The organism is Rhizobium sp. NPDC090279 (genome assembly GCF_044769665.1).
In the GTDB taxonomy this organism is placed as follows: Bacteria; Pseudomonadota; Alphaproteobacteria; order Rhizobiales; family Rhizobiaceae; genus Rhizobium.
Map to the genome: position 1 here is coordinate 45720 of NZ_JBIVYI010000013.1, position 25019 is coordinate 70738.

Here is a 25019-nt window from a genome sequence, read left to right on the forward strand (position 1 = left end):
CATCGCATGGCTATGGTCAGGACAACAAGAGGCGCAGCAGCGCCACGCCGCCCATCGACCCTCCGGCCCTAGAAGGCCTCATCCACTCCCCGCCATTTACGCAGCAGCGCGAACAACTCCTCGCGATCCTCCTCGTCGAGGCGTGGCAGCCCCGGAACGCGGACGGGACCGACATCGAGGCCGGAATAGGTCACGGCCTCCTTGACGACGGTGACGTTCGCGCCGTTGCGGAACTTCGTGCGCATACGCTCGAAGGGCTCGAGCTTGTTGACGATCATACGGGCTGTCGCAAAATCGCCCTTCGCCAGGGCCGCATGAACGGCAAGCGACAGCTTTGGCGCCACGTTGACGAGGCCGGAGGTGAAGCCACGCGCCCCGGCGGCAGCGAATGTCGGCGCCCAGCTTTCGGCCAGACCGCAAACGAACAGCGCACCATTCGGATTGGAAGCCGCGATCGCACGTGAAAGCAGCATCAGATCCGTCGTCGCAAACTTGATGCCGGCGATATTGCCATGGCTGGCCAGGCGAACCATATCGTCAACACCGAAGCCATCGGCACGGACATAGGCAACGAGCGGCAGCGGCGACGCCTCCGCCAGATCGCGGAAGTAATCGATCTGCGAGGCAAGGGCGGCGAAAGGATCTACAGGCTGATGCGACATCACGGCCGAGGCGCCGATCGAGGCGGCATCCTTGGCCATGCGGATCGCCTCACGCAAGGAGCGGCCGATCGCAGCCGTGACAGGCGCCTTGCCATCGACACCGGCAACAGCAGCTTCATGGACGCGGCGGATTTCTTCTGGGGTCAGCGCATAAAACTCGCCGGTATTGCCTGCCGCGACGATGTTATGAATACCGGCTGCAGCCACGCGCTGGTAGACCTGAGCGGTCACGCGCGGTTCTACCTCGCCATCTGCATCATAGGCAGTGACGGGAACGCCCGATACGCCGGTCAGCGCCTGCCGCATGGTTTCAATGCTCATCTTCCTACCCTTACCCTTCGTCACCCATCGAGGCGTAAGCGACGAAGCTTCAAGAACCCGATCGCTTCACCCTCAGCCTATCCAATTCCCTAAATGCCCTGGAACATGCGGGCGCGTGCATTCAATATGTGTCGCTTCATGGCATCGTGCGCTTCGGTCTCTTGCCGCTCGAAGATCGCCTGCACGATCACCGCATGCTCGTCCTGCACGCTGCGGATCTGCTCGGGCGTCCGCTTCAGACTAAGGCTGCGGGTCACGGAATGCCCGATGGCGAAATGCGGTCGAAACAATTCGCGGGCGGTGACATGGAACTGATTGCCTGTCGCGATCGCAATCGCATCGTGCAGTTCCTGATCCTCCTCGGCACCAAGGCGGCCTTCGCGAAGACATCGTTCGATCTTCTGGAGCGCCGCCGTGATCCGCTCCTTGTCATCGGGCTGCCAATTGCGCGCCGCAAGCTCGGCTGCCTCGGCCTCAAGCCCGGCGCGGAATTCGAAGAAGCGCTGGACGTCGGCGAGCGACCCCACCGGCACCATCTTCAAAACCGAGGAATCCGGTCTTTGCCTGACATAGGAACCGGAGCCCTTGCGCGACACGATCAAGCCGTCGGTACGCAGCCGTTCCAGAGCATCGCGCACCACGGGCCTGGAGGCACCGAACATTTCCGCTAGCTTTGCTTCCGCCGGCAGTCGTTCGTTCACCGGAAACTGTCCGTCCGCGATCATGGCGACGATCCGCTCATAGATGATGTCGCCGAAGCGCGTCGCGCCCGCACCGGAATCGTTGGCGACAGAGAGTTTCATCATCGTCCTTCGTGATTGCCGACCAGCGACAGCCATAGCGCATTTCCTGCGCGACAGAGCTACTAAATCTGTAAAAATCTGTCAACTCTTGTAATTATCTGAGAACGTAATAAGGTCTCGACGCTGCGCCAGAGGGGTGCATCGCGACGGGTCGGGAGCTCGTCGCATCGGTTGAGGCAAAGCCCAACCGAGGTCAAAACGGGAGGGATTCGATGCGCGATGAAATATTGTCCCGCGGCGTGAGCAGACGTGCCGTCCTCGGGGGCATGGCGGGAATGGCAGCCCTGTCTCTGGCCGGCCGCGTCAGCGCCGCCGATGCCGGTGGTGAAGCGCCCGCCCTGGCGCAGCTTGTCAAGGACGGCAAACTGCCCGCGCTTGCGGACCGACTGCCGAAGAAGCCCATGGTCGTCACCCCTTACGAAAAGGTAGGCACCTATGGCGGCACGCTGCGACGTGGCCTTCGCGGCTCGTCAGACCACAACGGCATTTTGCGCATGGTGGGCAATCAGAGCCTGGTGCGCTGGAACCTTGAGTTCACCCAGGTCCTGCCGAACCTCGCCGAACGCTGGGACGTCAATGCGGACGCCTCCGAGTTCACCTTCTATCTCATCCAGGGCGCCCGCTGGTCTGACGGCCATCCATTTACCGCCGACGACGTGGTCTTTGCCATCGAAGACTGCGTCAAGAATACCGATCTTTATAGCGCGGCGCCGGCGCAACTATCCGTCGCCGGCAAGGCGGTCGACGTCACGAAGGTCGACGATTACACGGTGAAATTCACCTTCGCGGCACCGAACGCGCTCTATCTGGAAAACCTCGCGACGCCGCTTGGCCAGCACCCGACGCTATTTCCCAAGCACTACTGCAGCCAGTTCCTGCCGAAATACAATCCGAACGTCGCCGAGGATGCCAAGAAGGCCGGCTCCAACAGCTGGCCCGAACTTTTCCGCGCCCGTTGCGGCGACATCGAGATCCCATCACGCTGGGGCAACCCCGATAAGCCGACGCTCGACCCCTGGGTCGTCAAAGAGCCCTATACCGGTGGTGCTACCCGCGTCGTCATGACCCGCAACCCTTACTTCTGGCAGGTCGATACTGCTGGCAACCAGCTTCCCTATGTCGACGAAATCAACTTCGGCATCTCGCAGGACGTGGAATCGCTGATGCTGAACGTCATTTCCGGCAAGATCGATATTCAGGAGCGCCACATCAGCGTGCTCGCGAACAAGCCGACGCTTTCGCAAAACACGAAGAAAGGCGACTATCGCCTTCTTTCTCTTATCCCTTCGAGTTCGCAGCAATGCCAGATCTATTTCAACATCACCCATAAAGATCCGGCGATGCGCAAGATGTTTGCCGACAAGTCGGTGCGGCAGGCGCTCTCGCTCGGTATCAACCGCCAGGAAATCATCGACATCGTCTATTTCGGCCAAAGCGAGGGTTACCAGGCCGGGCCACGACCGGAACATCCCTGGTACAATGAAAAATACGCCCGCCAGTTCACCGACCACGATCCGGACAAGGCCGGCGCCATGCTCGATCAGGCCGGCTACGGCAAGAAAGACGCGAACGGCTTTCGCCTGAGGCCGGACGGCCAGAAGATCTTCTTCGCCGTCGATGTCATTCCGACCCTCTATCCCGATCTGGTCGACGCTCTGGAACTGGTCAAGGCCCATTGGGCGCAGATCGGCGTCGACATGAAGGTCAACACCATCGAGCGCGCGCTCTATTACACTCGCGGCGACGACAACGCTCATGACGCCCAGGTCTGGCCGGGGCCAGGCGGTCTCGACCCCATGCTCGATCCGCGCGATTTCTTCGCCTTCCATCCGCAGGGCTCGCGCTACGCCATCCCCTGGGCGGTCTGGTACACCTCGAACGGCAAGCAAGGGGAAGAGCCCCCCGAAAGCCAGAGGAAGCGCATGAAGCTCTTCGACCAAGCGCGTTCGACGGCCGACCTCGACAAGCGCGGCGCCGCCATGAAGCAGATTTTCGATATCGCGGCGGAAGAGTTTGAAACCGTTGGGCTTTGCCTCGCCGTCGGCGGCTTCGGCATCATCCGCAACAATCTGCGCAACGTCCCCGAAAAGCAGCCGGACAGCTGGTCCTGGCCCAATCCGGGGCCCGCCATGCCGCAGCAATTCTTCTTCACCAGTTGATCACGCCAATCAAGCGCCGCCTCTTATGGGCGGCGCGTTCCTCCCTGCGGAGCTGCCCGTAGCAGCGCTCACTGCGAGAAAGAGCCATGCTGGTCTTCATCGGTAAACGCCTTTTATGGATGATCCCGTCCCTCTTCGCCATCAGCTTCCTCGCCTTCGTGCTGATCCAGCTCCCTCCCGGCGACTATGTGACGACCTATATCGCCACGCTGGCTTCCTCGAACGAGGTGGTCGATCAGAATACGGCAGCACAGCTGCGCGAACGCTTCGGCCTCGATCAGCCGATGCTCATCCAGTATCTCAAATGGATGTGGGGCATTCTTTCGCGCGGCGATTTCGGCATCTCCTTCGAATGGCAGCAGCCGGTCTCTGGCCTCATCTGGGAGCGCATGGCGCTGACGCTGATACTGGCGCTGGCGGCTTTGATCGCCACCTGGGCGATCGCGTTGCCGATCGGCGTCTATTCAGCCGTCAGGAAATACTCGATCGGCGATTATTTCTTCACCGCCTTCACCTTCCTTGGGCTTGCCATCCCCTCCTTCTTGCTGGCGCTGGTGCTGATGTATGTCGCCGCTGTCGAGTTCGGCCAGGATGTCGGCGGCCTGTTCTCCTCCCAGTTCGAGACGGCGCCCTGGAGCATCGCGAAGATGCTGGACCTCCTGTCGCATCTCTGGCTCCCCGTGATCATTCTCGCCGTGTCCTCGACCGCCAGCCTCATCCGCGTCATGCGCGCCAACATGCTCGACGAGCTGCCGAAGCCCTATGTGACGACGGCGCGGGCAAAGGGTCTCTCGGAGTTTCGGCTGCTGGTGAAATATCCCCTGCGCATCGCGCTCAATCCCTTCATCTCGACGATCGCCTGGCTATTGCCCAATCTCATTTCCGGGTCTGTCGTCGTGGCGATTGTTCTCAATCTGCCGACAGCCGCACCGCTGCTGCTGCAGGCACTGATGGCGCAGGACATGTATCTTGCCGGTGCCTTCGTGCTTTTGATCTGCGCGCTGACGCTGATCGGCTCGCTCATCAGCGACATCCTGCTTGCCCTCGTCGATCCCCGCATCCGGTTGGAATAGGAGAAGCCCATGGCCGATATTGCCGCTACAAATCTCCGTCCCGATCGAAACGCCGTGGCATCGCAATGGCAGCTGATCTGGTGGGCATTCCGTCGCCACAAGCTGGCCATGATCGCCCTCATCGTCACCTTAGCGATGTATATCGTCGCTATTGTCCCTGGGTTCTTCGCCATCAACGATCCCACGCAGCAGAATGCGCGGGCAACCTTCCATCCTCCGCAAAGAGTGCATTTCATCGACACGGAGAACGGCTTCTCGATCGGGCTACACTACTACCCGCTGAAACTCAGCCGCGATCCGGAAACGCTGGCAGCGATCTTCAAGGAAGATACGACGAAGCGGGTCTCCATCAGCCTGTTCGGGCGCGGCTACGAATATTCGGTGCTCGGTCTCTTCACGAGCAACATCCATCTGCTGGCATCCTCGGACAAGTCGACGCCGCTGCTGCTGTTCGGGGCCGACCGTCTCGGGCGTGACGTCTTCAGCCGCACTGTCCAGGGCGCGCAGATCTCGCTGTCGATCGGCCTTGTTGGCGTCTTCTTCTCGCTGATGCTCGGCATCGTTTTAGGCGGAATTTCAGGCTACTACGGCGGAAAGCTCGACTTCTTCATCCAACGCCTTATCGATTTCGTGCTGTCGCTGCCGACGATCCCCATCTGGCTTGCCATGGCCGCGGCTCTGCCGCAGGGTTGGCCGGCAGCGCTGCAATATATGATGATCACCATCATCCTGTCGTTGACAGGCTGGGCGCAGCTTGCCCGCGTCGTGCGCGGCCGCTTCCTGTCATTGCGTACCGAGGAATTCGTGGCCGCAGCGAGACTGGACGGCGCCAGCGAAGGACGCATCATCTTCCGCCACATGCTGCCAAGCTTTGCCAGCCACATCATCGCGTCAATCACGCTTGCGGTCCCGGCGATGATCCTCGCCGAAACGTCCCTCTCCTTCCTCGGGCTTGGGCTGCAGCCGCCGACCATCTCATGGGGGGTTCTGCTGCGCGAGGCGCAGAACATCCGCTCGATCGCAACGGCGCCGTGGCTCTTTCTGCCGGGTGTCGCAGTCGTCATCGCCGTCATGGCCTTGAACCTTCTCGGCGACGGCCTGCGCGACGCAGCCGATCCCTATAATAAATGAGGCGGGCATGACCGATATCGTTTCCATGAACACCGCCCGTCCATTGCTGCAGGTCAAGAACCTGACCGTCGACTTTCCTCTGCGAACCGGCACGTTTCGCGCAGTCGACAATCTCTCCTTCGCCATCGAGCCGGGAAAGACGCTCTGCGTCGTCGGAGAGAGCGGGTCGGGCAAGTCCGTCACGGCGCGCTCGATCCTGCAGATCATCGATGCGCCGGGTCGCATCACCGCCGGCTCGATCACTCTGAACGCGGCGAACGGCAGCTCCATCGATCTCGTCAAGCTCAATCCGCGCGGGCGGCAAATCCGGTCGATCCGCGGGCGCGACATCGCCATGATCTTCCAGGAGCCGATGGCCTCGCTTTCGCCGGTCCACACGGTCGGCGACCAGATCATGGAAGCGCTACGCCTCCACACGAAAATGAGCAAGGCCGAGGCGCGGACCGAGACTATCTCGCTTCTGAAGCAGGTGGAAATCCCCTCCCCGGAAAAGGCTGTAGACCGCTACGCCTTTCAATATTCGGGCGGCATGCGCCAGCGCGCGATGATCGCCATGGCGCTTGCCTGCAAGCCGCAGCTTCTGATCGCCGACGAGCCGACGACGGCGCTCGACGTCACGACACAAGCCGAAATCCTCGATCTGATCGCCAGGCTGCAAAAGGCCAATGGCATGGCGGTCCTGTTCATCACCCACGACATGGGCGTCGTCGCCCAGATCGCCGACGATGTGCTCGTCATGCACAATGGCGTGGTCAAGGAATACGGCCCGGTTGAGCAGATCTTCCATGCACCGAAGGACGACTATACGCGCATGCTGATCGGCTCGGTGCTGAAGCTCGAGAGGAAGGCCGAAATCCGGCTGGCACGACCGCCGCTCGACAGAACGGTCGCCCCCATTCTCGAACTGCGCAACGTGTCGATGGCCTTCGGCGAGGTTCGCGCGCTTAACGATGTCTCGATCTCGCTTCTGCCGCGCGAAACGCTGGGGATCGTCGGCGAGAGCGGGTCCGGCAAAACGACGATGGGCCGCTCGATCATGCGCCTTATCGACCCGACCGCCGGCGAGATCCTTTATCGCCGCGGCGATGGCGATGTCACCGATCTGGCAAGCGCCAAGGGAACGGCACTTGCGGCAGCCCGTCGTGAACTGCGCATGGTGTTCCAGGACCCGTTTGGCTCACTCAATCCGCGAATGACGGTTTCCCAGATCATCGGGGAACCTTTGCTCGTCAACGGTATCGCCAAGGGACGGATGCTCGATGACCGCGTCTGCCATCTAATGGAACAGGTCGGCCTCGACCCGAGGACGCGCGAGCGCTATCCGCATGCCTTCTCCGGCGGCCAGCGCCAGCGCATCGGCATTGCCCGCGCCATCACGCTCAATCCGCGCATCATCGTCGCCGACGAGGCGACATCAGCTCTCGACGTCTCCGTGCGCTCCCAGGTGCTTGATCTCTTGATGCGGCTGCAGGACAAGCTTGGCCTGGCCTATATCTTCATCAGCCACGATATCGGCGTCATCCGCTACATGTGCGACCGCGTCGGCGTCATGTACAAGGGGCGCCTGGTTGAGGTCGGCGATGCCGAAAAGGTCTGCAACGCGCCCGAACATGCCTATACGCAAGCGCTGATCTCAGCGATCCCCCGCCCGGACCCGCGCGATCGGGATCGCTCGCGGCGCTTCCGTTATGTCGAACCTGAAACCGTGAAAAACGGCAGTGCCGCATGATGACCGACGTCGACATGGCGCCGGCAATGATGCGCCACCGCTCAGCTGCGGTGCGGCAACAATTTCCCAAACTGCGGCTCCTCCCATGCCGCATCCGTAACCATCGATAGAAGGAAAATCAGATGAAGATCGACCGCATGCGGGTATTCATGACCCGCGACAAGGATCGCCCGCGCGTCATCGTGGCGCTGGATACGGATGATGGGCTGACGGGCTGGGGCGAATGCTACAATCACGGCCCCGACAAGGCACTGCCGCCGATCCTCGACTATCTCTACGGCTTCATCGCCGGCCAGGACCCGAGCCGCATCGATTATCTCGTCAACCTCTTGATCCAGCAAAGCCGCTTCCCGCCCGGCGCGCTTGGCCTTTCGGCAATTTCCGCGCTTGACCATTGCCTCTGGGATCTCTCGGCCAAAGCCCTCAATGTTCCAGTCTACAAGCTGCTCGGTGGCGCGGTGCGCGATCGCATCAAGGTCTATGCCGGCGTCTATACCGCCCCGGATGCGCCGGCGGCACGCGATGAGCTCGATCGCCTCAATGCCGAATGGGGCTTTACCGCCTTCAAGCTCAGCCCCTGGCGCATCGACATGCATGCGCATCGCTGGGGCAACGTCGTCAAGGCATCGGCCGACTATTTCCGCTCGCTGCGAGAAACCGTGCGTGACGACTATGAGATCGCCTTCGACGCCCATGCCAAGATCTTCGAGCCGGTTGCCGCGCGTCAGCTCGGCAACGCGCTTGCTCCCTATGATCCGCTTTTCTACGAGGAGCCGTTGCGCCCGGAAAATATCGAGATGTGGGGAGAGCTGAAACAGGGGCTCAACTGCGTCCTGGCGACCGGTGAATCCCTCTACAATCGCAACGAATTCCTGCGCCTCTTACAGGTAAAGGGCGCCGACCTCATCCAGCCCGATATCTGTGTCGTCGGCGGCATCAGCGAAATGCGGCGCATCGCGACGATCGCCGAGGCGCATTTCGTCGGCGTCGCCCCGCATAATCCGATGGGTCCGCTCGCAACCGCCGTCAACGTGCATTTTTCGGCCGCCGCGCAGAACTTCAAGATACTCGAATACCGGTTGCCGAAGGGCCAGGCCTATGTCTACGGCGGCAATGAGATCGAGCAACGGCAAGGGGAAACCCGCTATGTCGTCGATCCCTACCTGCCGAAGGACGGCTATCTGGAACTCAGGCCCGACCGGCCGGGCTGGGGGGTCGATATGGACGAAAAGGCAATGGAGGAGGAAGGCTACATCCATTGGCAACGACGCGTGCCGAGGCGCCCGGACGGCTCCTACGCCTTTGCCTGACGATCTCTGATGGCCTTATCGCCCAGCCGCTCACTCAAACGTGGACCCGCCAGATTTTGCGGTTCCACTTCTTGCCGTGACAGCGTTGGCCAAAGGGCCGATCGAGCCTAAGCGTGAAAATTCAGAGGCTGCAATCCTGTCGACCCAAGCGTCCATTGACAATCACGCCGCAAAACATCCTGATCGTTGAATGAGTAAAGTGCAGAAAGCCTGTCCCATTGTGTTCAGAAAACTTGATCGCGGATCGGCGGTTCTTGCCTTTGTGCATCCATCCGCCGGAAGGCAGTTTGTGAAGGGGAGCATTGAAACTGGCGAAACGCCACTTGGTGCTGCCGAGCGCGAGCTTTGGGAAGAGAGCGGGCTGACGGCCTGTTCGCCCATGGCATTCCTGGGGCAACGCGAAATCGGACCCGACCGCCAGCTGTGGCATTTTTTCAAATGGCAAGTCTTGGGTTTGCCCGAGACGTGGCAGCATCAGACCGTAGATGATTACGGCCATTCGTTTGCGTTCTTCTGGCATCCTCTAGACCGGCCGCTCGACCGACATTGGCATCCGATCTTTCATGAAGCCTTCGATTTCTTTGCTCCTCGCCTTTTGCGTTGAACCGCTTTGGATATCTCGACAGCGAAAACCGGCGCCTATCGGCTCGAAGCAGACTTTGGAGTTGCCGCAACAATCCAAAAGTCCTCCGCATAATGCCGACTTTCGCGACAGAAACCCTCTAACCGATCGGTTGCTGCGACTTCGCCGCCAATCTCGGGGGATTACAAAAAGGGCGGCGCGCAACTTTTTGGGACTATCCTCTGGAAAGTCCCTCATAAGTAACCCCATAGCTTCCGCCCCTTCGCTCGATGCGCGCGAAACCGAGTTCGCCCAGGTGCATACCGGCGATCAGCAGCCTCTCCGAGCTGACGAGATCAAGCAACCTTGATCGTGTCGCTGCTGCGAGATGTGAATCCTGATCGAACGCAATCGACACATCGGGGCGCGGGATCTGAATCCGGGGGAAATGGACGATATCTGCCCAGACCAGCAGATTCTTGCCGGCGGAGTCGAGACGATAGCCTGTGTGCCCGGCCGTGTGGCCCGGAAGCGGCATCGCCGTCACGGCGGGGAGCACCTCACCGGCGTCGAAGGTGCGCAGTCTGTCGCGATAGCAGTCGAGCGCCTGACGCGCCACCAAGAAGTTGCCGCGGGCGCGCTCGGGCGCGCGGCTCAGATTGCCGTCATCCCGCCAGAATGCGATTTCCCGGTTGTGGACGACAAGCTCGGCGTTCGGGAAGACCGCTTCTCCTGAAGCGTCCACCAGCCCTCCGACATGATCGGGATGTGCATGTGTCAACAGGATCATATCGACCTCGGAAGGCTGGACGCCAGCCAGCGCGAGATTGGCCGTCAGCCGACCGCCCCATTGCCTGAAACCACCTGCTCCCGCGTCGATCAAGACGGTACGGCTGCCGCCACGCACCAGGTAGCAGTTGATATGGATCGAGGTGCTGTCATTGACCCCGGCGCTTTCCTGCATCCGGGAGGCATCTGCCGGGTCGATATTCGAGAGAAGGTCGAGGCCGGCGTTAAGATAGCCATCGCTGATGGCGGTGATGGTCAAGTCGCCAAGCTGCTGGCTGGGAAATGCGATATTTGTCATGGGTTCTCTCAGAGCATCAGCTCAGTTTCGCGCGTGAATGCTCGACGCTGCATAGCCGAAGCAACGGATGCGCGCGGTGAGGTCGATAATGCGCCTGATGGCGTCATCCAGGCCCTCCGTGAACCGATCCATCACGGCCGGCGTCCGAAAGGGTTCAAGGCGATATTGGATTTCGGCAAAGACCAGGTGCCCCCGCCCGTGCCGGACGGCGACATAGGTGACATGCACATTCACCAATGCGGCGCGGAGAATGCCCGTACAGAGTTCGGTGCATTGCTCCGTGAGGTCGGCGAGTGCTTCGTCCGGCGGCATCCTGTCTGCGGGGATGAAAATCGTGACATTCGGCATCGGCGTTTAGCGTGCCTTCTCGACGGTGGCGCCGGCATCACTCGTCAATTGCCTCGTCATCGGTTCATAGACATGGAGGTCTTCCGGCAGGTGCGCGATGTCAGCGATCTTGGTGCCCTCCACTTTGGCGAGCCAGCGGTATTCCGGGAACTTCTCCATAGCGACCGCATGCATCGCCTGTGGGGTAAGGCCCAGCCGGATCAGCGATTCGGGACCTCTAGCGCTCAAGGCCAGATATTCGCCCTCACCAATGGCCGGCGCGCGCTCGATGCCATCATAGAGATTTCGGTGCCAGTCGGTGATGTGCTGTTGCCAGCGTGCGAAATTGCCACCGCCCTTTTGGCGATATTCCTCACCCGTCAGGATGTCGAGGCCATCGATCGAATGAATGGCAAGATAGACAGGGCAGCCACGGCTCAACGCCTTGAAGCGCTGCGAGGTGTGGAAGCCGTTCACCGAAATGAGGGCTGGCAGTTTCTCCAGGCTATAGAAGTCATTCCACTCCGCATCGCTGTGTGGATCGGCAAAGCTGCATTCCACCGTATAGATCATCGTATCACCTCCGACCGCAGACATCAGCGTCCGGTCTTGTTTCTCATTGATATTTGCTCATGATAGGATGCCGATCGTCGTCCATACATCGACATCGGATCATGCTTCAGTGAGTAAATATCAAGATGGCAGCGGATCGAATGCCGAACCATCATGCCCGAGAGCCTCCCATGCGCCGCAAGATTCCAAGCAATTCCGCACTCATGGCGTTCGAGGCGTCGGCTCGTCACGGAAGCTTTGCTCGCGCTGCCGACGAGTTGGCCCTGACCGAAGGGGCGATCAGCCGCCAGATAGGCCGCCTCGAAGCCTTCCTCGGCGTCACGCTGTTCGAGCGGATCGGTAATCGCGTGCGGCTTTTGCCGAATGGAGAGCGTTATGCCGTTCAGGTTCGCGAGTCACTCGATCGCCTGGAGCGCGACAGTCAATATCTGATGGGCGAGCCGAGCGATGGCGGCAGTATCGACATTGCCACCATCCCGACCTTCGCCGCGCGTTGGCTCATCCCCCGTCTGGCGCGATTTCGGGAAAAACACCCGAATATTATCGTGCATCTTGCCGAACGGATGGAGCCGTTTGTCCTTGCCGGAAGCGGGTTCGACGCTGCCATTCATTTCGAACACCCCGCATGGACGGGAATGAGAACGCATCGACTGCTGCACGAGACTTTGGTTCCCGTTTGCCATCCGGCGCTTCTCGATAAAGGCGAAGGGCCGCCATCCCTGGACGAACTGCCGCGTCTTCATCGGCGCCAAAACCCCGATGCCTGGCAACGCTATGCACAGGAGACCGGCATCGTGCTGACCAATCCCGCGATCGGCCCCCGCTATGATCTTCACATCATGCTGATTGAGGCCGCGCTGGCGGGACTTGGCGTTGCGCTGGTGCCGCGTCTCTATGTCGAAACAGAACTGGCGGAAGGACGCTTGATCGCGCCCTGGCCTGATGGTCGGTCGATCTCCAAGACCTTCTGCCTCGTTCTGCCGGAACCGATCCGATTGAGCGACGGTCCAATACAGATCTTTGCCAATTGGCTTCTCATGGAAGCGCGGACGGGAAACCCCGGGCACGCGGCGCGTGGCGAAAACATCCTCTAGCGGCTGGCCTTCCGGTAGTCCTTTTCACCAAGGCAAGTGATCGCCTGATCCTGCTCGTAGTCACTTCATGCGCGCTGCATCCGCATTGCCGAGTTCCTCTCGCTGCGGCGCGCGCGGCACCATGCGTCCGATCACAAGGACCAGGAGCGCGGCCGCCAGCAAACAAGCGGCTAGGAAGAACATCGGCGCGATGGTGCTGCCTGTGGAATCCTTGATCCAGGGCACGACATTCTGGGCGACGAAGCCACCGAGATTGCCGACGGAGTTGATCGCGGCAAGACCCGCTGCGGCTCCCGCCCCTCGCAGAAAACGAGATGGCAGGCTCCAGAACACCGGCTGACCTGCGAAAATGCCGGCTGCGGCAATGCAGAGGAAGGTAAATTGCAGTGCGTGATCGGGAATAACTGCCGACAGGACCAGGCTTACGGCACCGACGAGCGCGGGAATGACGATATAGGGCGTCTTCGACTCCGCCTTGTCCGCGGCCGCAGGCACCGCATAAAGGGCGACGGCGACAAGAAGCCAGGGAATTACATTCAGGAACCCGTTCGTGGTGTTGCCGACGCCGAAATTCTTGACGATGGTCGGCAGCCAGTAGCTGAGACCATAGGCGGCCAGCGGAAATCCGACATAGCAAAGCGCCATCAGCAGCACACGCGGGTTGATCAGCGCCGTGAAGCCGTCGGAAGCGTTCTTCTCCATGCCCGAATTTTCCGCCGCGAGCCGTTCTTTCAGCCAGTTCCTCTCGGTGTCGCTGAGGAAAGAGGCCTTGGCTGGCAGATCGGGCAGATAGAACAGCGTGATGATGCCGGCAATGATGGCAGGCACGCCGGTGACGAGGAAGACCCATTGCCACCCCGCCAAGCCATAGAGGCCATTCAAATCCAGCAGGGCACCGCCGAGCGGCGCGCCGATCGCGTTGGCAAAGGCGCTGAAGATCATAAAGAGGCCGACCATCGTGCCGCGATAGGCAGAAGGATACCAAAGCGTCAGCAGGTAAAGCACGCCCGGAAAGAAGCCCGCTTCGCAGGCGCCGAGCAGAAAGCGAAGGATGTAAAACATCGTCGCGCTCTGCGTATAGGCGAGAGCGACGGTGACGATCCCCCAGGATACCAGGATACGGGCAAACCACTTGCTGGCCCCGAACCTGTCGAGAAGCAGATTGCTCGGCACTTCGAAGATGAAATAGCCGATGAAGAACAGGGATGCGCCGAGACCATAGGCATATTCGCTCATGCCGAGATCGCCGACCATCTCAAGCTTGGCATAGCTGACATTCTGGCGATCGATATAGGCGATCAGATAGAGGATACCCAGAAAGGGCATGAGCCTCCAGGTGATCTTGGAGATAAGCTGCTTTTCATCAACCACGCCTCTTCCTCCCTGAAAGATGGTCCTGATTGATATAGATAGCGCAACTCAACGTTTATCAATGCGTTGACAAATCAAGCTCACGTCGTCCGTAAAATCCGCGACGAGAAACGAGCGGGCCAGCACCCTTGAAGCGAAGACCGATCCGTTCGCGCCTCAGGCGACGCGTTCGAACTGGGTGCGGATATGCTCGATATAGTGCTGGCCGGGCGACGAGGCCTTTACCATGGCAATCGCCGCCTTCTGCGGGACGCCGGTAAACTGGCGTTCCTCGCCATTCCTGAAGCGAATGTAAAGCCGGCCGTCATCCGGGCGGAAAAAGACCGATTTGATGATTTTTGACGAGACCGAGAGTTCTTGCATGGGTTACCTCACCTTCCTGCCGGCTTTCTCGCATGAAAACCGAAACATTGGGTGAAGTGACCTAGTTAATGAAAGATAGAGTTGTGTCGCTCGATTTTATCGATTGCACCCAATACCTTAGCGGTCCTGCGGCAGGGCCTCCTCAGAATAGAGGGCAGCGAATTCCGCGCTCGGCGGAATCGGCTTGATGATGTCGATCAGCACACCGTTCGGATCGGCAGTGATGAAATGACGCTGACCGAAATCCTCATCGCGGATCGCAAGCAGAATGGGCAGTCCGGCCTTGCACACCTCGTCATAGACGGCATCGACGTCTTCCACCTCGAAATTAAGCAATAGCCCGGCCACCCGACCCCGCCCTTCCGCCGGGATCGTCTCATGCCGGCCGTTCAGAATGGCAAGGTTGATGCCGCTATCCTCCGCCGACTGCAGATGCACGTACCAGTCGCTCGCGAAGTTTTCCTGAAACCCGAAATGCGCGATGTAGAAGGCTGCAGTCTCCTCGACCCGCTCGGTCATGATGACCGGATAATAGCTCGTTACCTTCATGCTTCACTTCCCCCATAAAAAGACATACAATCTGTCTGTATTATTTCAAATAACATACAGGCTGCATGCATGCAAGACTATCGTTCCAATCGGGAAAGAACCGAGAAGACCAAGGCTGCGCTCATCGCGGCGGCACGAGCGCTGTTCGTGGAAAAGGGTTATGCCGAGACGTCGACGCCGGAGATCGTCGCTGCCGCCAGCATCACCCGCGGCGCGCTCTATCACCATTTCGAGGACAAACGGGCGCTCTTTCGCGCTGTCGTCGCCGAAGAGGCTATGGCTGTGACGCGCGCTGTAGAACAGGCAACGCCGGAACACCTTGCGCCGCGCGAAGCTCTGATAGCGGGCAGCAATGCCTATCTCGATGCTATGCGGATTACCGGCCGCACGCGACTTCTGCTGATCGAAGGGCCGACGGTACTGGGCTTCACGGAAATGAAACAGCTGGACGAGGAGACGACAACCCTCACCTTGAAGCAGGGATTGGAAGCAGCACTCAGTCACGGCCGGAAGTCTGGCACCCCGGTCGACGCGCTTGCCGATATTCTGTCGGCCGCCTTCGATCGGGCCGCCCTTGCCGTCGATGCCGGCGGCGATGTCGACCGCTATCGCGAGGCCATTGCCCTTATGATCGAACGTATCGCAGACTGACGCGCCTGCTTATCAAGTCGTAATAAATCGCTGCGCTTGAAGCGAGACAATACCGACCGTGCCGACTGTTTGCAGCCGCCAGCAACGAACGAATATCGACCGCTCCCGCATATTATTTAAGCACCCAGGTTGCTTGACACTTTTTTAGCCCCCTCCTATGATTTTTACCAAATGATCAAAAAGCAGGGGAACGAAAAAATGACCAATGAAATCATACTGACACGCCGCGCCGTCATCGCATCCGGCATTGCCTTAGGCATCAGCACACTGGCACCGGCTGCCCGAGCGGCCGCGCCGCTCAAGGTTGCGGGCATTCACGCCTCGCCGGTCGAAAATGCCTGGAATTCCTGTCTTCACAAGGCGCTGCAGGACGCGGCCAAGGAAGGTGTCATCGAATACGTCTTTTCCGAAGGCGTTTCGGGCACGGACTATCCACGTGCCATGCGCGAATATGCCGAACAGGGCAACAAGCTGATTATCGGCGAGGCCTATGCCGTGGAAAAGGAAGCGCGCCAGGTTGCCGCCGACTACCCGGATACAGCCTTCGTTCTCGGCTCCAGCGGCGAGGCCGCCGGCGACAATTTCGGTGTCTTCGGCACCTGGAATTATGATGGCGCCTATCTTGCCGGCATGCTTGCCGGCAAGATGACCAAGTCCAATGTCGTCGGCTCGGTCGGCGCCGTTCCGATCCCCGAAGTCAACATGCTGATCAATGCGTTTGCTGCAGGCGTCAAGGCGGTCAACCCCGACTGCAAGCATCTGGTCTCCTTCATCGGCACCTTCTTCGATCCTCCAAAGGCGCGCGAAGCCGGTCTTGCGCAGATCGATGCCGGGGCCGACGTTCTCTTCGGCGAACGCATCGGTACGGCGGACGCCGCCAAGGAGCGCCACATCAAGTCTGTGGGATCGCTGATCGATTACACGCCACGTTATCCGGATACCGTCTTTGCCAATGCCATGTGGTACTTCCGCCCCATTCTCAATGCCGCGATCGCCGATGTTGCCGCCGGCAAGCCGGTCGGCCGCAGCTACACGGCCTACGGCCTGATGAAGGAAGGCGGTAGCGACATCGTCTACGTCAAGGGCGTCGCACCGGCGGAAGCGGAAGCTGCGATGGAAAAGGTCCGTGCCGACATCAAGGCCGGCACTTTCGAAGTGCCGAAGGTTATGGATCAGCCGAAGTAACCGTTCGGCTCGATCATGAGCGGCTCTTCATTCGCCGATGCCACGGAGCTCGCCGGCGCCATCAAGTCCGGCAAGCTTGCCTGCGTGGATGCCATGCAGGCAGCACTTGCCGCCTGCGCCCAGCACAAACAGCTGGGCGCCATCGCCTATCTCAATCCCGAGGCGGGGCTTGCCGCCGCGCAAGCTATGGATCAGGAGGCATCAAAGCATCCCGAGCGATTTGCGTTGCGACCGTTTGCCGGTGTGCCGACGGTCGCCAAGGATCTCGGTGGCCCCTTTCCGAGGCTGCCGGTGACCGCTGGCTCGCGCCTGTTCGCGCGCGCGCACAAAGGCGCAGACAGCGATCTGGCAGGCCGCTTTCGTAACGCGGGCCTCTGCGCCTTCGGCTTGAGCACCAGTCCGGAATTCGGCTTTTCGCTTAGCTCCGAGCCGGCGATCGGCCCGATCTGCCGAAACCCCCTGGATCGAAGCAGAACCGCAGGTGGCTCTTCGGGTGGCGCGGCCGCCGCAGTCGCCGCCGGCATGGTGCCGATCGCGCATGCAACGGATGCCGGCGGCTCGATCCGCGTGCCGGCGGCCTGTTGCGGCCTGGTCGGATTAAAGCCGACGCGCGGCGCTGTGCCCGCCGGCCCCTCCTTCGGAAATCATCTCGGCGGCATCGCCAGCGAACTCGCAATCACCCGCTCGGTGCGTGATACCGCACGGATACTCGATGTCGTGCGCGGAAGGACGAAGGGGCCATTCGCGGATATCGCCCAATCCCCGTCTAAGACGGGCAGGCTTCGCATCGGCCTGCTTGCGGATACCGGAAAGCACTACCCCCTTGCAGCCGACCGCGCCCAAGCGGTGGACGCAGCGGCCAGCTCTCTGGAAAGACAAGGAAACGAGCTGGTATCCATCCGTTGGGACGAGATGGAAAGCGCCGTTCAGGCCAGCGCCCGCGCCTTCGGCGATATCATTTCCGTCAATATCGCCGGCCTGGTCGACGACCTAGAGCTGGATATGTTGGTGGCCGAGGTGATGACGCAGGCGTTCATCATGCGCGGACGCGCCATGACCGCAACCACCTTTTGGAGCTCGCTCAATGGCGCCGTGAAGGCCAGCCGCATTCTATGGGAGATCTTCGACAGGGTGGATGTCATCGTCATGCCCATGCTCGCCTCTGCACCGCCGCCCATCGGGTCCTTCCCCACGGATCATTCGGACACCGAATTGCACCTCGAGCGCATGACGTCCTTCGCACCGCTTGCCTCGCTTGCCAACATATCCGGCTTCCCGGCGCTGACGCTTCCCTTTGGTGAAGATGCCGAGGGGTTGCCGCTACCGGTCCAGATGATGGCGCCCATGGGAGAGGACAACCTCTTGCTGCGGCTTGCATCCGCGCTCGAGGCCGAGCAACGTTGGCGGCACCGCTATCCGATTGCAGGATTTCCGGCATGAGCACCCCTGTCCTGACCATCGAAGGTGTCAGCAAGCGCTTCGGCAGCACCGTGGCCAATGACAATATCTCCCTGTCTTTGGCCAAGGGCGAGATCGTTGCCCTGCTCGGCGAAAACGGCGCCGGCAAGACGACCCTGATGAGCATCCTCTTCGGGCACTACGTGCCCGATACCGGACGCATCCTGATCGACAATGCAGAATTACCGCAGGGCAAGCCACGCGCGGCGATCCGGACCGGCGTCGGCATGGTGCATCAGCATTTCTCGCTCGCACCCAATCTGACGGTGCTCGAAAACATCATGACGGGTACGGAAGGGTTGTGGTCGCTCACGTCTCAAACGGCCGCCGCCCGCAAAAAGCTGCTGGCGATATCGCAACGCTTCGGGCTGAAAGTCGATCCCGATGCCCGCCTTGGCGACCTCTCGGTTGGCGAGCAACAGCGCGTCGAGATCCTCAAGGCACTCTATAACGACGCGCGCATCCTGATCCTCGATGAGCCGACCGCAGTTCTCACCCAGATCGAGGCGGAAAAGCTGTTCTCGACGCTGAAGCAGATGGCGGCGCAGGGCCTTTCCTTGATCTTCATCTCGCACAAACTCGATGAAGTCATGGCGACGGCCGACCGCATCGTCGTCCTGCGCGGCGGCAAGGTTGCGGCAGAACGGCGGACATCAGAGACCAGCAAGGCCGAGCTTGCCGAGCTGATGGTCGGACATCGCGTCACGCGCCCGATCCGCGATAAAAGCGTACCTGGCGACATCGCTCTGGAGGCTCGTGACATCACGCTCAAAAGCGGCGGCGTCGAACGCTTGAAGAAGATCAGCTTCCATGTCCGTGCCGGCGAGGTTCTGGGGATCATCGGCGTGTCGGGCAATGGTCAGGCGAGCTTGGGGCAGATGCTGTCGGGAACGTCGAACCGCTCATCCGGCGAGCTTATGTTGTTTGGGGAACATGTCGGCGATCTCGACGTGGCGGCGGTCATCGATGCAGGCATCGGGCGCATCCCGGAAGACCGAAACCGCGACGGCGCCATCGGCGAAATGGCGATCTGGGAAAATGCCGTACTTGAGCGCCTGTCCTCCTATTCGAAGCACGGTCTGGTCGACCGCGGCGCCGGCATGGCGTTTGCGCAAGGGATCATCGAGGCATTCGACGTGCGCGGCGGCAACGCGGCGACCCGCACCCGGCTATTGTCGGGCGGCAACATGCAGAAGCTGATCCTCGGCCGCAATCTCGTTGAACGCCCGCGCATCCTCATCGCCGCCCAGCCGGCGCGCGGACTGGACGAAGGAGCGGTCGCCGCCGTTCATGGGCGCATTCTGGAAGCGCGCCGGCAAGGCACCGCCGTTCTACTGATCTCGGAAGATCTGGATGAGGTCATCGCTCTGGCAGATCGCATCCAGGCGATCGTCGGCGGGCGCCTTTCGCCACCCATCGATGCCGATGGGGCCGATGCACGCCTCCTGGGGCTGATGATGGCCGGGGAATGGAAAGCAGCGAGCGGGAACGAACATGCGATTTGAACGGCGCGAACACCGCCCACTCTACATGATGATCCTAGCGCCCGTGCTTGCGATCGTCGCGGCGCTCGCGCTCGCCGGCATACTGATCGCCATTGCCGGCGCGCCCGTTTTCGAAGCCTATCGGCGGATCTTGCTAGGCGCCTTTGGCTCGCGACTTTCGGCCACGGAGACGCTCACCCGCGCGACGCCATTGATCCTGACAGGTCTCGCCGCCGCGGTCGCCTTTCGTGCCCGCCTCTGGAACATCGGCGCCGAAGGGCAATTCTATTTCGGTGCCATCGCGGTCGCCGCTTTCGGTTCAAAAATCCTCGCCGGCCTGCCCGGCCCAATCCTCATTCCGCTCCTGATGATGATCGGCGCCATCGCCGGAATGATTCTGATCCTTGTGCCACTATGGCTGCGGCTGCGCTTTTCCGTCGACGAGGTTGTCACCAGCCTTATCCTGAATTTCATCGCCGTTCTCTTCGTCTCCATGCTGATCGATGGCGTGCTGAAAGACCCGACCGCGTTCGGCTGGCCGCAATCTCAGGCCCTTGTCGATCACGCCATGCTGCCGAAGCTCATTGCCCGCTCGCGGCTTCATATCGGCTTTGCAATTGCGATCGTCATCGCGGCAATCGTCTATTTCGTCCAATCGCGCACCGTATTCGGCATGCAATCGCGGGCAGCCGGCCTCAATCCGTCGGGTGCAGTCTTTGCCGGTGTTCGCCTCGGCTCGACCCTCGTCAAGGTCGCCTGTCTCTCGGGCGGGCTTGCCGGCCTTGCCGGCGCAATCGAAGTGATGGGCGTCAAGGGTTACGTCACCACCGACCTGTCACCCGGCTTCGGTTATGCCGGCATCGTCGTCGCCATGCTTGCAAACCTCAACGCGCTTGGCGTCGTCCTTGCGGCGATCTTCACCGCTACGATGTTCGTCGGCGCCGATGGCATGAGCCGCAGCCTCGGTATCCCCAGCTATATCGCCGACGTCACGGTCGCCCTGTCGCTACTGACCATGCTGATCGCGCTGTTCTTCACGCAATACAGGGTTCGCCGATGAGCACGCTGGTTGACATCATTGCTTCCGCCGGACTTTGGGCAGCCGTACTGCGGATTGCGACGCCGCTGATCTTCGGCACGCTCGGCGCGCTTCTTTGCGAGCGCGCCGGCGTCCTCAATCTCGGCATCGAAGGCATCATGACTTTCGGCGCGATGATCGGTTGGCTTTCCGTCTATCACGGCGCCGATCTGTGGACCGGACTTCTGATTGCGGCAATCGCCGGCGGCATTTTCGGGCTTCTGCATTCGGCACTGACGGTCACGCTCGGCCTGTCGCAGCATGTTTCCGGCCTCGGCGTGACGCTGTTCGCGTCCAGCTTCAGCTATTACGTCTTCCGGCTGGTCGTGCCCGTCGCCGGAACACCACCGACCATCACTCCGTTCCAGCCGATCGCCATCCCCGGCCTTTCGACCCTGCCCTTCATCGGTCCTGCTCTCTTCACACAGACAGCGCCGACCTATCTGGTGATCCTGGTGGCACTCGTCATGGCCTACCTCATTTTCCGCACGCCGGTCGGGCTTGCGATCCGCATGACGGGCGAGAACCCGCATGCGGCCGAGGCCCAGGGCCTCAATCCGATAAAGATCCGCTACGGCGCCATCATTGCCGGCAGCGCCCTGATGGGCATGGGCGGTGCCTTCCTCACGCTTTCCGCCTTCAACAGCTTCTTTCCGACGATGGTGCAAGGGCGCGGCTGGATCTGCATCGCGTTGGTCGTCTTTTCATCCTGGCGGCCGGGGCGGGCATTGTTCGGCGCCCTGCTCTTTGCCTTCTTCGACGCTTTCCAACTGCGCCTGCAGACCGCAGTACAGGGCGTGCCCTATCAGATTTTCCTGATGACACCGTATATTCTGTCCATCGTTGCCCTTGTCGTCATGAGCAGGCGTGCCCGCGTGCCGCAGGCGCTGATGCAACCTTATCGCCGTGGCGAGAGATAATCCGAGGAGCCTTTCATGTTCGATCTCATCATTCGGAATGCCAACCTGCCCGATGGCCGCAAGGGCATCGATATCGCGGTCAAGGATGGCAAGATCGCAGCAATCGAAACCTCGATCACGACAGGGGCAAAGGAAGAGATCGATGCGACCGACAGGCTGGTGAGCCCACCCTTTGTCGACCCGCATTTCCATATGGACGCCACGCTTTCGCTCGGCCTGCCGCGCATGAACGTTTCCGGCACGCTTCTCGAGGGCATCGCGCTTTGGGGAGAGCTGCGCCCGATCGTCACGAAGGAAGAGCTTGTCGATCGCGCGCTGCGCTACTGCGATCTCGCGGTGACGCAAGGGCTGCTTTTCATCCGCAGCCATGTCGATACGTCCGACCCCAAGCTGGTGACGGCCGAGGCGCTTCTGGAAGTGAAGGACAGGGTCAAGCCCTATATCGACCTGCAGCTCGTCGCCTTCCCGCAGGATGGCTATTACCGCGCCCAGGATGGCGTCGCTTCCCTTGAGCGGGCGCTCGACATGGGCGTCGACATCCTCGGCGGCATCCCGCATTTCGAGCGCACCATGGATGAAGGCAGGGCTTCGGTCGAGGCGCTTTGCCGGATCGCGGCCGATCGCGGTCTTCCCGTCGACATGCATTGTGACGAAACTGATGATCCGATGTCGCGTCACATCGAGACGCTGGCCGCGGAAACGGTCCGCTTCGGACTGCAGGGCCGTGTCGCCGGCTCGCACCTGACCTCGATGCATTCGATGGACAATTACTACGTCTCCAAGCTCATCCCTCTGATGGCGGAAGCACGGATCAACGTCATCCCCAATCCGCTGATCAACATCATGTTGCAGGGCCGGCACGACACCTACCCGAAACGGCGCGGCATGACGCGCGTGCGCGAATTGATGGATGCCGGCCTCAACGTTTCCTTCGGCCATGATTGCGTGATGGACCCCTGGTATTCGATGGGCTCCGGCGACATGCTCGAAGTCGGTCATATGGCGATCCACGTCGCGCAGATGGCCGGCATCGAAGACAAGAAGAAGATCTTCGATGCACTCACCGTCAATTCCGCCAGAACACTTGGCCTTGAAGGCTACGGCCTTGAAAGGGGCTGCAATGCCGATTTCGTGGTACTACAAGCGGTCGACACGCTGGAAGCACTTCGCCTGAAGCCCAATCGACTCGCCGTCGTCAAGCGCGGCAGGGTCATCGCCCGCTCGGCACCGCGCATCGGCGAACTCTTTCTCGATGGCCGACCATCACGGATCGATGGCGGGCGCGATTACGTGCCTGTCGGCTCCTGACGATGTGATCGCTCCATCAAGACGATATCGCGGCGCGTGCCAGACAAGCGCCCTTTTCGGAGCAAGCCGAATCATTTGAACGGCACTCATGCCTAGGACGGCTTACGCGGCCCATATTAGCGTATGGCAACGCACCGCCGCAGCCTTGTTCACGGATCGAACCTGGAAGTAAACAACTGAACGAAACCTTGCTTTACAACTAACATGTCAGCATGATATTCACTGATCCTACAAGATCGGGAGGATTGGATGACTGAGAGTTTTGGCCTGTCGGCCGCGCTGGCAACCCCCTTTGATGCGGATGGCGAGATTGCGATCCCTGGCGTGATCGAGCAGGCAAAGCACTGCCTTTCCAACGGCTGCAAGAGCGTCACGCTTTTCGGCACCACAGGCGAAGGCGCGTCCATCGGCATGCAGGAACGCGAGCGGGTTCTGGCCGCCATGATGGCTGCCGGCATTCCTCCCTCGCAGATCGTCATGGGCGTGCTCGTCGATGCCGCCGAAGATGCCGCGGCACAGGCTCGACAGGCGCTCTCGCAAGGCGTACGCAACATCCTTCTCGCACCGCCCTCCTATTTCAAGAACGTCAGCGATGACGGCCTCTTCAAATGGTTTGCCGCCGTCTTCACCATGCTCGGCACGCATGCCCGGGACGTGATCGTCTACAATATTCCATCGGTGACGATGGTACCGCTCTCCATCTCCCTTGTCGGCCGCCTGCGCACGGCGTTTCCGGGTGTCGTCGTCGGCGTCAAGGATTCCTCCGGCGATTGGCCTTATACCGAGGAACTGCTGAAGACGCATGGCGATCTCATCATTCTGATCGGCGACGAGCGGCACTTGGCGCGCGGAGTTCGCCTCGGCGGACAGGGCGCGATCTCCGGCATGGCAAACCTCCTGCCTCGCGAAGTCCAGGCCATGGCGGAGAAGGGCGTCGACAATGCCAATGTCGAGCGCTTCGTCGAACAGCTGCTGAACTATCCGATCATTCCCTCGATCAAGGCAATTCTCGCCCGGTTGACGGAAGATGACGGCTGGCTTGCCGTGCGTCCGCCTCTCGTGCCAGCGAACGGGCAGGATTCCGAGACGCTCTTTGCTGCCTTCGGCGCGTTGTTTCGCGCCAAGGCCGCCTAACCGAACAGCCCGGAGCTGCCGATGGATGGACCAGGCGAACAACCGACGCTGAGAGAGAAGGCTTACGAAAGCTTTACGCGCCATTTGCTGGCACGCGACGTGCGGCCAGGGCAGTTCATCTCGCAACGGCGGCTCGTCGAACTGACGGGATTGACGCTCGGCGCGATCCGGGAACTGATCCCTCGCCTGGAGGCCGAAGGGCTGATCAAGACGGTCCCGCAACGTGGATTGCAGATCGCCCATATCGACCTAGACCTCATCCGCGAGGCCTTCCAGCTCCGTCTTTTCCTCGAGAAGGAGGCTGTCGCACTCTTTACCCATTCGGCATCCGACGAGACGATCGCCAAGCTTTTGAAGGATCATCGCGATATCGCCGATGCCATCCGCGCTGGCGACAATTCCCCGGAGCTGGAGCTGCACGCGCAATCGGTGGATTGGGGCATGCACGATGCCTTCATCGATGCGCTGGGCAATACGATCATCTCGAATGCTTACCGGGTCAATTCGATCAAGATGCGGCTGATCAGCCAGGACAGGTTCCGCATCAACGGCCATGTCGGCCCCGTAATGGAAGAGCATTTGAAAGTGCTTGAGGCCATTGAGCGACGATCCGCCGAAGAGGCTGTGACGGCTCTCGTATCCCATATCGGCGGAGCACGGGATCGGGCACTGAAGATTTGAAAAGCT

24 protein-coding genes are annotated in these 25019 nt (G+C 60.7%); 16 read left to right on the forward strand and 8 right to left on the reverse strand.

The annotated features are described in order from the left end of the window. Nucleotides 1-68 precede the first annotated feature (68 nt). Together ACIQWP_RS27185 and ACIQWP_RS27190 are read right to left on the reverse strand one after the other, a co-directional pair. Nucleotides 69-983: a dihydrodipicolinate synthase family protein gene (locus ACIQWP_RS27185; protein WP_402794231.1), complete on the reverse strand. Its 915-nt coding sequence runs from the start codon at nucleotides 981-983 to the stop codon at nucleotides 69-71. Nucleotides 984-1072: 89 nt separating this feature from the next. Beyond that, nucleotides 1073-1786: a FadR/GntR family transcriptional regulator gene (locus ACIQWP_RS27190; RefSeq protein WP_402794531.1), complete on the reverse strand. Its 714-nt coding sequence runs from the start codon at nucleotides 1784-1786 to the stop codon at nucleotides 1073-1075. Between the two features lie 212 nt (nucleotides 1787-1998). On the opposite strand from ACIQWP_RS27190, the gene ACIQWP_RS27195 reads away from it, so the two are divergent. The 6 genes from ACIQWP_RS27195 to ACIQWP_RS27220 all read left to right on the forward strand — a co-directional run bounded on the left by ACIQWP_RS27195 (nucleotide 1999) and on the right by ACIQWP_RS27220 (nucleotide 9792). After that, nucleotides 1999-3945 (forward strand): ABC transporter substrate-binding protein, encoded by a 1947-nt coding sequence (locus ACIQWP_RS27195; RefSeq protein WP_402794234.1) that lies wholly within the window; start codon nucleotides 1999-2001, stop codon nucleotides 3943-3945. An 86-nt stretch (nucleotides 3946-4031) separates the two neighbouring features. Next, the gene (locus ACIQWP_RS27200; RefSeq protein ID WP_402794237.1) at nucleotides 4032-5018 is read left to right on the forward strand and encodes an ABC transporter permease; all 987 of its coding nucleotides are present in this window, start codon (nucleotides 4032-4034) and stop codon (nucleotides 5016-5018) included. Between the two features lie 9 nt (nucleotides 5019-5027). Then, nucleotides 5028-6149: an ABC transporter permease gene (locus tag ACIQWP_RS27205; RefSeq protein ID WP_402794240.1), complete on the forward strand. Its 1122-nt coding sequence runs from the start codon at nucleotides 5028-5030 to the stop codon at nucleotides 6147-6149. Nucleotides 6150-6156: 7 nt separating this feature from the next. Beyond that, on the forward strand, nucleotides 6157-7878 hold the full coding sequence (locus ACIQWP_RS27210) for an ABC transporter ATP-binding protein (protein ID WP_402794242.1): 1722 nt from the start codon (nucleotides 6157-6159) through the stop codon (nucleotides 7876-7878). Between the two features lie 122 nt (nucleotides 7879-8000). After that, on the forward strand, nucleotides 8001-9188 hold the full coding sequence (locus tag ACIQWP_RS27215) for a galactarate dehydratase (protein ID WP_402794245.1): 1188 nt from the start codon (nucleotides 8001-8003) through the stop codon (nucleotides 9186-9188). A gap of 190 nt (nucleotides 9189-9378) precedes the next feature. Beyond that, the gene (locus tag ACIQWP_RS27220; RefSeq protein ID WP_402794247.1) at nucleotides 9379-9792 is read left to right on the forward strand and encodes an NUDIX domain-containing protein; all 414 of its coding nucleotides are present in this window, start codon (nucleotides 9379-9381) and stop codon (nucleotides 9790-9792) included. A gap of 193 nt (nucleotides 9793-9985) precedes the next feature. On the opposite strand, the gene ACIQWP_RS27225 is transcribed toward ACIQWP_RS27220, so the two are convergent. The 3 genes from ACIQWP_RS27225 to ACIQWP_RS27235 are packed head-to-tail and all read right to left on the reverse strand — an operon-like array spanning nucleotide 9986 to nucleotide 11737. After that, nucleotides 9986-10837 carry an MBL fold metallo-hydrolase gene (locus tag ACIQWP_RS27225; RefSeq protein ID WP_402794249.1) on the reverse strand — a complete coding sequence of 284 codons (852 nt, stop codon included), beginning with the start codon at nucleotides 10835-10837 and terminating at the stop codon, nucleotides 9986-9988. 21 nt (nucleotides 10838-10858) lie between these two features. Next, a complete protein-coding gene (locus tag ACIQWP_RS27230; RefSeq protein WP_402794252.1) occupies nucleotides 10859-11185 on the reverse strand; it encodes a hypothetical protein in 327 nt (108 codons plus the stop codon). Between the two features lie 6 nt (nucleotides 11186-11191). Then, on the reverse strand, nucleotides 11192-11737 hold the full coding sequence (locus tag ACIQWP_RS27235; RefSeq protein ID WP_402794255.1) for a sugar ABC transporter: 546 nt from the start codon (nucleotides 11735-11737) through the stop codon (nucleotides 11192-11194). A gap of 170 nt (nucleotides 11738-11907) precedes the next feature. Between ACIQWP_RS27235 and ACIQWP_RS27240 the strand changes: the two genes are divergently transcribed. Next, a complete protein-coding gene (locus tag ACIQWP_RS27240) occupies nucleotides 11908-12831 on the forward strand; it encodes a LysR substrate-binding domain-containing protein (RefSeq protein WP_402794258.1) in 924 nt (307 codons plus the stop codon). Between the two features lie 60 nt (nucleotides 12832-12891). Here the strand turns inward: ACIQWP_RS27240 and ACIQWP_RS27245 are convergent, their stop codons facing one another. From ACIQWP_RS27245 to ACIQWP_RS27255, 3 genes are all read right to left on the reverse strand, one after another. Then, a complete protein-coding gene (locus ACIQWP_RS27245) occupies nucleotides 12892-14202 on the reverse strand; it encodes an MFS transporter (RefSeq protein WP_402794260.1) in 1311 nt (436 codons plus the stop codon). 156 nt (nucleotides 14203-14358) lie between these two features. Further along, entirely contained in the window at nucleotides 14359-14565 is a 207-nt protein-coding gene (locus ACIQWP_RS27250; RefSeq protein ID WP_047632710.1) for a KTSC domain-containing protein, read from the reverse strand. Nucleotides 14566-14682: 117 nt separating this feature from the next. Next, nucleotides 14683-15114, reverse strand: a complete 432-nt coding sequence (locus ACIQWP_RS27255; RefSeq protein ID WP_402794264.1) for a VOC family protein — start codon at nucleotides 15112-15114, stop codon at nucleotides 14683-14685. Nucleotides 15115-15183: 69 nt separating this feature from the next. Here ACIQWP_RS27255 and ACIQWP_RS27260 point away from each other — a divergent pair, with 69 nt between their 5' ends. From ACIQWP_RS27260 to ACIQWP_RS27300, 9 genes are all read left to right on the forward strand, one after another. Beyond that, a complete protein-coding gene (locus ACIQWP_RS27260; protein ID WP_402794267.1) occupies nucleotides 15184-15765 on the forward strand; it encodes a TetR/AcrR family transcriptional regulator in 582 nt (193 codons plus the stop codon). Nucleotides 15766-15963: 198 nt separating this feature from the next. Next, nucleotides 15964-16950: a BMP family protein gene (locus tag ACIQWP_RS27265; RefSeq protein ID WP_402794269.1), complete on the forward strand. Its 987-nt coding sequence runs from the start codon at nucleotides 15964-15966 to the stop codon at nucleotides 16948-16950. Between the two features lie 15 nt (nucleotides 16951-16965). Next, a complete protein-coding gene (locus ACIQWP_RS27270) occupies nucleotides 16966-18390 on the forward strand; it encodes an amidase (RefSeq protein ID WP_402794272.1) in 1425 nt (474 codons plus the stop codon). Then, entirely contained in the window at nucleotides 18387-19913 is a 1527-nt protein-coding gene (locus ACIQWP_RS27275) for an ABC transporter ATP-binding protein (protein WP_402794275.1), read from the forward strand. The genes ACIQWP_RS27270 and ACIQWP_RS27275 overlap by 4 nt, the downstream gene beginning before the upstream one ends. After that, nucleotides 19903-20952 (forward strand): ABC transporter permease, encoded by a 1050-nt coding sequence (locus ACIQWP_RS27280; RefSeq protein ID WP_402794277.1) that lies wholly within the window; start codon nucleotides 19903-19905, stop codon nucleotides 20950-20952. The genes ACIQWP_RS27275 and ACIQWP_RS27280 overlap by 11 nt, the downstream gene beginning before the upstream one ends. Further along, nucleotides 20949-21890, forward strand: a complete 942-nt coding sequence (locus ACIQWP_RS27285; protein ID WP_402794280.1) for an ABC transporter permease — start codon at nucleotides 20949-20951, stop codon at nucleotides 21888-21890. Before ACIQWP_RS27280 ends, ACIQWP_RS27285 begins: the two co-directional genes overlap by 4 nt. Nucleotides 21891-21905: 15 nt before the next feature. Continuing rightward, nucleotides 21906-23198 carry an amidohydrolase family protein gene (locus ACIQWP_RS27290; RefSeq protein ID WP_402794283.1) on the forward strand — a complete coding sequence of 431 codons (1293 nt, stop codon included), beginning with the start codon at nucleotides 21906-21908 and terminating at the stop codon, nucleotides 23196-23198. A 249-nt stretch (nucleotides 23199-23447) separates the two neighbouring features. Continuing rightward, nucleotides 23448-24332, forward strand: a complete 885-nt coding sequence (locus ACIQWP_RS27295; protein WP_402794286.1) for a dihydrodipicolinate synthase family protein — start codon at nucleotides 23448-23450, stop codon at nucleotides 24330-24332. Between the two features lie 21 nt (nucleotides 24333-24353). Beyond that, nucleotides 24354-25013, forward strand: coding sequence for a GntR family transcriptional regulator (locus ACIQWP_RS27300; RefSeq protein ID WP_402794288.1), 660 nt, complete (start codon nucleotides 24354-24356; stop codon nucleotides 25011-25013). Nucleotides 25014-25019: the final 6 nt, after the last annotated feature.